The 539-nt window shown below is 43.0% G+C and carries 1 tRNA gene and 2 rRNA genes; all 3 read left to right on the top strand.

Annotated elements, in window-relative coordinates:
• Positions 1-67, top strand: a 16S ribosomal RNA gene (locus C0033_RS26680); the annotation flags it as partial.
• A 60-nt stretch (positions 68-127) separates the two neighbouring features.
• Positions 128-245 (top strand): 5S ribosomal RNA (gene rrf, locus C0033_RS26685).
• A gap of 5 nt (positions 246-250) precedes the next feature.
• Positions 251-323 (top strand) — tRNA-Ala (locus C0033_RS26690).
• The last annotated feature ends 216 nt before the right edge of the window (positions 324-539 follow it).

Raw genomic sequence — 539 nt, forward strand, 5'->3', positions numbered from 1 at the left:
ACCGATAACTGGGGTGAAGTCGTAACAAGGTAGCCGTATCGGAAGGTGCGGCTGGATCACCTCCTTTCTAAGGAAGAAGAAGTAAGGGTTTTATATACTGTTGAATCTTTAATAGGTTCAGAAAATTTCTGGTGCTGATGCGCTTAGGGGACACACCCGTTCCCATCCCGAACACGATGGTTAAGACCTAAGCGGCCGATGGTACTATATTGGAAACGATATGGGAGAGCAGGTGAGTGCCAGATTTTATGGGGGTGTAGCTCAGTTGGGAGAGCACCTGCCTTGCAAGCAGGGGGTCAAGAGTTCGAATCTCTCCATCTCCACTCGGTTTTTGTAAAACGATAAAAACCGTCCCCGTAAGCACTGCTTACGATATGTACCTTGAAAACCACATATTGAAATATATCTAGAAAAGTAGAGCCATAAGCAATTATGGTGAAACAATTCAAGACATCCGAGGTGAATTTATTAGAGATAATAGATTCCAAACAAATAACTCGTTATGGAAACATAACAAACAAACCTAAGACCAGAGATTC

Source organism: Clostridium sp. chh4-2 (assembly GCF_002899675.1).
Taxonomy (GTDB): domain Bacteria; phylum Bacillota; class Clostridia; order Lachnospirales; family Lachnospiraceae; genus CHH4-2.